Source organism: Pseudactinotalea sp. HY160, from assembly GCF_009372055.1.
Classification (GTDB): domain Bacteria; phylum Actinomycetota; class Actinomycetes; order Actinomycetales; family Beutenbergiaceae; genus HY158.
Map to the genome: position 1 here is coordinate 251,569 of NZ_WHMT01000003.1, position 7,497 is coordinate 259,065.

Sequence of the window (7,497 nt, forward strand, 5' to 3'; positions counted from 1 at the left end):
CGCCGGCCGCTCCCAGGACACAGCAGCCACTCCCAGGACACAGCAGCGATCGTAGTGAGGCAGCGACGCCGGCCCGATCCCAAGCGAGAAGGGGCCCCACCAGGCGGTGGAACCCCTTCTCGGACGCTGCGGTGTGTCAGTGGGTGTCAGTGGGCGTGGTGCCCGCGGCTGAACTCGAACACCTGACCGATGAGCCCGATGGCTCCGATCGCGCCGCCGATGCCCATGAGCCACCACTGGTGGAGCGCCGGCCCGAGGAAGATGAGGCTCACGGCGATGCCGAGCACGAGCGGCCACCAGGACCACGGGGAGAATCGGCCGTACTCGCCGGCGTAGTCCTCGACCTCGGCCAGCGGATTGTCCTCGGGCCGGTCGTCGATCTCACGCGTGAGCTTGAGCAGGTAGAAGCCGGCGAAGCCGTTGAGCCCGGCGAGCAGCGCGAGTGCGGTCGTGCCGACCGGCTCCCAATACGACCAGAAGCCGTACAGGAGGCTGACGACCACGAAGAAGGCCGTGAGCCCGAGGAAGAAGAGCGACTCGTCGCCCATCGGGGTGCGGGGCTTGGGGGTCTTGATACTCATTTGCTCTCCTCCTCGACGCTCCCGGCACCGGCCCCGGCGCCGACGAGAACCTGGGGGTCCACGAAGTCCATCGAGGCGACCTCCGGGTGGTGCAGGTCGAATGCCGGACGCTCGGAACGGATCCGCGGCAGCTTGACGAAGTTGTGTCGCGGCGGGGGCGAGGAGGTCGCCCACTCGAGCGACATGCCGTAGCCCCACGGATCGTCCATGTTCACCAGCGGCGCGTGCTTCCACGTCTTGTACACGTTGTAGATGAACGGCAGCGTGGAGACCGCCAGCAAGAACGCCGACACGGTCGAGATCTGATTCATGATGACGAAGTCGGGCTCGGGCAGGTAGTCCGGAATGCGCCGCTGCATGCCCATGACGCCGAGCCAGTGCTGGATGAGGAACGTGCCGTGGAAGCCGAAGAACAGCATCCAGAAGTGGATCTTGCCGAGCCGCTCGTCGAGCATGCGGCCCGTCCACTTCGGCCACCAGAAGTAGAAGCCGGCGAACATCGCGAACACCACGGTGCCGAACACGACGTAGTGGAAGTGGGCCACGACGAAGTAGGTGTCGGTGACGTGGAAGTCGAGCGGCGGGGAGGCGAGGATCACGCCCGTGAGACCGCCGAAGAGGAACGTGGCGAGGAAGCCGATCGACCAGAGCATCGGGGTCTCGAACGTGAGCTTGCCGCGCCAGATCGTTCCGAGCCAGTTGAAGAACTTCACCCCGGTGGGCACGGCGATGAGCATCGTCATCACGGAGAAGAACGGCAGCAGCACCGCGCCGGTCGCGTACATGTGGTGCGCCCACACGGTGACCGACAGCGCCGCGATCGAGATCGTGGCGAAGACGAGACCCTTGTAGCCGAAGATCGGCTTGCGCGAGAACACCGGGAAGATCTCGGAGACGATCCCGAAGAACGGCAGCGCGATGATGTAGACCTCGGGGTGCCCGAAGAACCAGAAGAGGTGCTGCCACAGCATCGCTCCCCCGTTCTCGGGGGCGAATATCTGCGATCCGAGGATGCGGTCGGAACCGAGGCCGAACAGGGCGGAGGCGAGCACGGGGAAGGCCATGAGCGCGAGCACCGAGGTGATGAAGATGTTCCAGGTGAAGATCGGCATCCGGAACATGGTCATGCCCGGGGCCCGCATGCACAGGATGGTCGTGATGAAGTTGACCGATCCGAAGATCGTGCCGAAACCGGTCATCGCCAGTCCCATGACCCACATGTCGCCGCCGGCTCCGGGGGAGAACGTGGCGTCGGCCAGCGGCGCGTAGCCGAACCAGCCGAAGCTCGCGGCCCCGCCCGGCGTGAAGAACCCGGCCACGGTGATGAGCCCGCCGAACAGGTAGAGCCAGTAGGCGAACATGTTCAGGCGCGGGAAGGCGACGTCCGGGGCCCCGATCTGCAGCGGCACGATGATGTTGCCGAAGCCGACGAACAGCGGGGTGGCGAAGAGCAGCAGCATGATCGTGCCGTGCATCGTGAACAGCTCGTTGAACTGCCCGGCGCTCTGAACGATCTGCGTTCCGGGCTCGAAGAGCTCGGCCCGGATCATCAACGCGAGCAGCCCGCCGAAGCAGAAGAACACGAACGTGGTGATGATGTACATGTACCCGATCACCTTGTGATCGGTGCTCGTGGTCCACTTGACGATCGTGCGGCCGAGCTGTCGGCGCTCGGGGGTCAGGCCCGGGGTTACCTCGACGGCTTCCTGCGTAGCCATGATCACTTCTCCTTCGTGGCCGCGTCGGCGTACTGCGACGTCACGGCGCGGTCGTACGACTCGTCCAGCACGCCGGTCTGACCCAGATCGCGCAGCTTTTGAATGTGGTCCTGGTATTCCGCCTCCGAGACGACCTTGACGTTGAACAGCATGTAGCCGTGGAGCTCTCCGCACAGCTCGGCGCACTTGCCGAGGTAGGTCCCCTCCTCCTCGGGAACGACCTGGAACGTGTTGGTCATGTAGGGGAAGACGTCGAGCTTGTACAGGAACGCCGGCACCCAGAACGAGTGGATGACGTCGCGGGAGTCGAGCGTGAACTCGACCCGCTTGTCCACCGGCAGGTAGAGGGTGGGCAGGTCGTCCGCGGGGGCCATCGTGCCGTCGAGCTTGGCCTCGACGCCCGCGTCCCACACCTGCTCGTCCAGGTAGTTGAAGTCCCAGGACCACTGCTTCCCGTACACCTGGATGTGTACGTCGGCTTCCTTGCTCGTGTCGGTGATCTCGTTCTGGGTCTGCACCGTGAAGTAGAACAGCACGCCGACCATGACGAGCGGCACGAACGTGTAGAGCAGCTCGAGCGGGAGGTGATAGCGCAGCTGGACCGGCAGCGTGTTGTCGTTCTTGCGCTTGCGGTACACGATGATGCACCAGATGAGCAGGCCCCAGACGAGCGCGCCGATGCCCAGCGCCGCGATCCAGGCGCCCACCCAGAGATCCGTGATCATCCCGGTGAGGTTGGTGGTGCCGTCGTTTCCGGGGAGGAAGCCGCGTGCCGGGTCGACGGAGCAACCGGCGAGGAGAACCGCCGACGCGGAACCCGCGGCGGTCAGCGTAAGAGCCCGACGACGCTTCTGTCGCGGCTGGAGGGATGACACAGTCGAGGACCTTTCGATCTCTGGTTCTGCTAGCTCAGCAGCAGTCGACCCCCGCGCTCCACAACGGGCGCGATGGTGACGGCATGACACCTCCACACTCTATCGCCCCCCACCCTCACGCGAGGCCACCACACCCGGAATATCGCCGCGGGTTCGTCAGCAAACGGGCGGTTCGCCGGCGCGGGTCCCCAGTACGGGTCACCGGCATGCGTGAGGACGACGTCGGGGCCGGGCCGGTCACACCGACCGGCCCGGCCCCGACGTCCGATGAAAGCTAGACGACCCCGATGAGATCGGCGACCATGGCCATGGCCGGCGCCTGCTCGGTCGCAGGCTCGATCACGAGGATCCGCGAGCCGACGGTCATCCCGACCACGTCGTCCCACAGGTCGCCGGCCCCGACCTGAACGGTCGCCGGGCCCCGACCCGGCCCGGTCTCCTCCTGCCAGGAGCCGAGCCCCTGGCCGGTCTCCCAGTCGGTGCGCGAATAGGTGACCACGACGGTCCGGCCGGCCTCGATAGTCTCCCCCGTGCCCTCGGTGAGCTGGATCATGCGCGAGTCGGTCGGGACCTCGGCCCCCTCGGGGATCGTGACGGTGAACGGCTTCCCGGGGGCGCCCTCGACGGTCACGGGCAGGTCGGCCTCGTCGGCGACCGCGGCCGCGTCGGGATCGCCGAACTGCTCCGGACCGTAGGCGGCGACGATGTCGACCACGAACACGATCGTGTCCGTGCCGCCGATTCCGGCCTGCGGGTTCCCGTTCTCTCCGTAGCCGAGGCTGGGGGGCACGGTGATGAGCAGCCGCGAGCCGACCGTGTGGCCGGGGATCCCCTGCGACCAGCCCTGGATCACCCGGTTGAGGGAGAACCCGGTCGAGCCGCCGCGGGCGAAGGAGCTGTCGAAGGCGGTGTCGCTGCCCCAGACGTAGCCGGCGTAGTTCGCCGCGACCACCGACTGCGCCTCGACCTGCGAGCCGTCTCCCTCGGAGAGCACCTGGACCTGCAGATTCGCGTCCGGGTCGCCGTCGGGCCACGTGAACTCGGGGGCGTCGCCGAAGTCGCCGCTCACCTCGGGCATGGCGACGCCGGTGCCGTCACCGATCTCGGACGACGCGTCGGCCGTGCTCGTGCCGTCGCCCGTGGGACTGTCACTCTCCCCGGCGGACTCGCCGGAGCCGGTCGAACATGCCGTGACCACGAGGGCAGCACTGAAGAGCACCGGCAGCAGCCGGCGAAGTGTTCGATTCATCTATGACCTGTCAGTGGAAGGAGTCGCCGCAGGCACACGAGCCGCCGGCCTGGGGATTGTCGATGGTGAAGCCCTGCTGGGAGATCGTGTCGGCGAAGTCGATCGTCGCCCCCTCGAGGTACGGAACGCTCATCTTGTCCACGACGACCGAGACCCCGTCGAAGTCGCGCACCGCGTCGCCGTCGAGGTTGCGGTTGTCGAAGTGCAGTTGATAGATGAGGCCGGAGCATCCCCCCGGCTGAACGCCGATGCGCAGGAACAGGTCGTCGCGGCCCTCTTGCTCGAGGAGCGAACGCACCTTCGCGGCGGCCGTGTCGGTGAGGAGCACGTCGTGGGCGAATGTGTCGGTGTCAGTCTGGCTCATGATCTTCTTCTCTCGCGGTTACCCATGGGTTCGGTGGGGCGAACACCCGAATGCCCCGGCGCGCCTCCCGGCTCGCCTGGGCACGCATCCAAATGTACGCCAACGACCTGGGAATTCGTCGAATCGTGTCACCGGTCACCGGGACCAGCTGCGGGCGACTCGGGCCGCCCGGGCCCGAAGGGCCTGCGGCGTGATCGCCTCGAGGTCGGGGACCTCGCCGGGCCCGGTGTCGATCACCGGGTAGGAACCGTGCACCCCGACGGTCGCGAGCTGACGGAAGGTCGCGTCGATCCGACCGCCGATGGCCACGACCGGCAGGGCGTGCGGCTCGGCGCGCGAGCCGACCTCGGCGACGACACCGTGGGAGAGCTCGCGGTCGGCGAGCACCCGGGCGCCGGTCACGACCAGGTCGACCCGGGCGATCGCCCCGCTCAGGCGCAGTTCCTCCGCCACGACCCATGCCCCCGGCAGTGTCCGGGCGCCGAGCAGGCCGAGCACGAAGGCCGCGCCGCCGCCGGCGCCGGAGGAGGGACGACGCGAGGGGCGCCGCTCGTTCGTCTCACCGCCCGTGGCGAGCAGGTTCCGCGGCGCCCAGCGCGCCGCGAGCGCCTCGGCGGCGGCGATGAACCGGGTGGTGCGGGCCTCGATCGCCTGGGCCCGAGCCGGGTCGATGCCGCGGGCCGCGAGCCCCGCGCCCGCGCCGTGCAGGCCGAGCAGGGGCGCGTCGGTCTGGGCGGCAACGACCAGTTCGACTCCGGCCAGCGCCCGCGCCGCGGCCTCGAGATGCGCCAGCGCGTCGGCACCGGCGGTGCCCGCGGGCAGCGATGCGGCCGGATCCCCCGAGCGCTCGAGCCCGAGGGTCGCGGCGAGGCCCTCGACGAGACCGGTTCCGGCGTCGTGCCAGGGCACGTCCCCGGCGGCGAGGACGATCCGGCGGGTCCCGGCGGTGATGGCGCGGCCGATCGCCTCGCCGAGGCCACGGCTGTTCCCCCGGGTGGGATCGGGTCTCGCCGCCGGGGCGTTCCAGCTCTCGGTCGTCAGGTAGACCGCGCCCGCGGCCGTGCGGACGACGCCGATCGGCCCGAGCTCCCCGGACGCGGCCGGGACCGTGAGAACGTCGAGCTCCCCGAGCGGGGCGAGGGCCTCGAGGAAGCCGGCCGAGCCGTCGGACATGGGCAGACCCTCGACCCGGTCGTCGGGCCGAGCCTCGAGCCAGCCGGCCTCCAGGTGCTCGGTCGCGACGGTCGAGGGAAGAAGGGGACCGAAACTGTGGGGGGCGATGAGCACATGCACGTGACCCAGTCTCCCAGATGCGCAGCTGGGCCGCCGCGGCTCGACTCGTGACCGACACCCGCGGGCCCGACGGTTCGGGGTACCCACCCCGTGCCCGGACACCCCGCCCGGTCGCCCGTACCTCCTTGTCGGCCGCTAGACACCGGGCACGAGTCGGTTCTGCTTGGAGACCGCCTCGACCGGGTCCCCCTGGTCGAGTGTGACTCCTTGCCCGCGCACGGCGAACCAGCCCCCGATTCCCTCGATCCACACCCGACCGACCCACCGAGTGGTCAGCTCCGGGGCGACCGTGCCGGAGGTCGTGTAGGTGTGGGTGATCGTGTGCTGCGGATACGCCCGACCCGGGTCGCTCGTGACGAAGACCTCGGAGCCGTCGCCGAAGTCCCACTCGTAGAGCACCGGCTCCACTTCGAGCACCACGCCGTGATCGAGCAACGTCGTGGAGAATCGCTGCACGGCCGGGTCGGTGTAGAAGATCGTGTACATCCCCACCAGCACCTCCCCGCCCGCAGGCTGCACGATCACCGGCGCCGGCGCAATCGTGAAACTCGCCATCTCCCGCTCCATCCGGGCAAGGATCACCTCGACGATATCGACCTCACTGGGCTGCTCCCCCAGATCCTCGACCTCGGGCCCCTCCCCGAAATCGAAATCCGGAATGCAGATCCGCCGCTCGGCATCGCTCATACACGCCGCCAACGATGGGTCCATCGGCTCATCCCGCTCCGGCACCACAAACGACACATCGCCGGGACCCGGATTCCATGAAATGGACCGATCGTCCTGAGACCGCCCTGGATCTGCTGCCGTTCTTTCCTCGACGACGATGCTGTCGTTATCGTCAGGCACATAAGCGTCGATCCAGTCACGGGAGTCATCATCCCCGCCACCAGATGCCATGGGGAGCAATAGGAGACCCGCCAGCACGGATTGAATCATTTCGTCCCGGCCTTCAGCTCAAGCACTTGCCACTGACCGTCAAGCACCGCCACTCCGAGCCGCGCATCTCTCCTCCGGCTCGCATCAAAGCTGTCCACATCACCGTCGCCGTCTATGACCATAAGCTCAGCGATATCGAGGTCAAAAGTAAGCTCCCATCCCAGACCATCCACCGTCGGCTTGGCCTCGGGATCAACCATTGCCATGCCGCCCCCGCGCATGCGGCCGCCATCGTCATAGACCCCACGGATTCCCCCGCCGAGGCTGAGACACGCATCACACTGGGAGGCGCTCATCTCCTCGAGAACGTCCGTCTCGCCGGTCGACTGCACGTAGTTGTACAGGTCGAAGAAGTACTCGGCCGCGGCGATGGCTCCCTTCTCGGCTCTACGCGGTTCGTGGTGAAAGGCCTGCTGTGATTGGTGTTCGCGCTGCTGCTCGAGCGGCGCTGGCCAGGAGTATACGGGCCTTGTAGTTG

Annotated in this window: 8 protein-coding genes; all 8 read right to left on the bottom strand. The window is 67.9% G+C overall.

Annotated features, from left to right (window positions below; genetic code table 11):
- Window positions 1-146 precede the first annotated feature (146 nt).
- Complete coding sequence (locus GCG21_RS05455; protein WP_227993240.1) at window positions 147-581, bottom strand: cytochrome c oxidase subunit 4; 435 nt, start codon at window positions 579-581, stop codon at window positions 147-149.
- Window positions 578-2,299: a cytochrome c oxidase subunit I gene (ctaD, locus tag GCG21_RS05460; RefSeq protein ID WP_152818227.1), complete on the bottom strand. Its 1,722-nt coding sequence runs from the start codon at window positions 2,297-2,299 to the stop codon at window positions 578-580. The genes GCG21_RS05455 and ctaD overlap by 4 nt, the downstream gene beginning before the upstream one ends.
- 2 nt (window positions 2,300-2,301) lie before the next feature.
- A complete protein-coding gene (coxB, locus tag GCG21_RS05465) occupies window positions 2,302-3,024 on the bottom strand; it encodes a cytochrome c oxidase subunit II (RefSeq protein WP_152818228.1) in 723 nt (240 codons plus the stop codon).
- 424 nt (window positions 3,025-3,448) lie between these two features.
- Complete coding sequence (locus tag GCG21_RS17200; RefSeq protein WP_152818229.1) at window positions 3,449-4,423, bottom strand: FKBP-type peptidyl-prolyl cis-trans isomerase; 975 nt, start codon at window positions 4,421-4,423, stop codon at window positions 3,449-3,451.
- A gap of 10 nt (window positions 4,424-4,433) precedes the next feature.
- Window positions 4,434-4,787 carry an iron-sulfur cluster assembly accessory protein gene (locus GCG21_RS05475; RefSeq protein ID WP_152818230.1) on the bottom strand — a complete coding sequence of 118 codons (354 nt, stop codon included), beginning with the start codon at window positions 4,785-4,787 and terminating at the stop codon, window positions 4,434-4,436.
- Window positions 4,788-4,922: 135 nt separating this feature from the next.
- Complete coding sequence (locus GCG21_RS05480) at window positions 4,923-6,080, bottom strand: glycerate kinase (RefSeq protein WP_194164949.1); 1,158 nt, start codon at window positions 6,078-6,080, stop codon at window positions 4,923-4,925.
- Window positions 6,081-6,215: 135 nt separating this feature from the next.
- Window positions 6,216-6,767, bottom strand: a complete 552-nt coding sequence (locus GCG21_RS05485) for a PKD domain-containing protein (RefSeq protein WP_194164950.1) — start codon at window positions 6,765-6,767, stop codon at window positions 6,216-6,218.
- A 248-nt stretch (window positions 6,768-7,015) separates the two neighbouring features.
- Window positions 7,016-7,497, bottom strand: a 482-nt coding sequence (locus GCG21_RS05490; RefSeq protein WP_227993242.1) for a DUF6318 family protein, incomplete at its 5' end; no start/stop codon positions are given.

What these genes read in the sequence shown, in the direction of transcription:
- GCG21_RS05475 (WP_152818230.1), bottom strand. Translation starts at nt 4,787, where the DNA reads ATGAGCCAGACTGACACCGACACATTCGCCCACGACGTGCTCCTCACC.
- coxB (WP_152818228.1), bottom strand. Translation starts at nt 3,024, where the DNA reads ATGATCACGGATCTCTGGGTGGGCGCCTGGATCGCGGCGCTGGGCATC.
- GCG21_RS17200 (WP_152818229.1), bottom strand. Translation starts at nt 4,423, where the DNA reads ATGAATCGAACACTTCGCCGGCTGCTGCCGGTGCTCTTCAGTGCTGCC.
- GCG21_RS05485 (WP_194164950.1), bottom strand. Translation starts at nt 6,767, where the DNA reads ATGAGCGATGCCGAGCGGCGGATCTGCATTCCGGATTTCGATTTCGGG.
- ctaD (WP_152818227.1), bottom strand. Translation starts at nt 2,299, where the DNA reads ATGGCTACGCAGGAAGCCGTCGAGGTAACCCCGGGCCTGACCCCCGAG.
- GCG21_RS05455 (WP_227993240.1), bottom strand. Translation starts at nt 581, where the DNA reads ATGAGTATCAAGACCCCCAAGCCCCGCACCCCGATGGGCGACGAGTCG.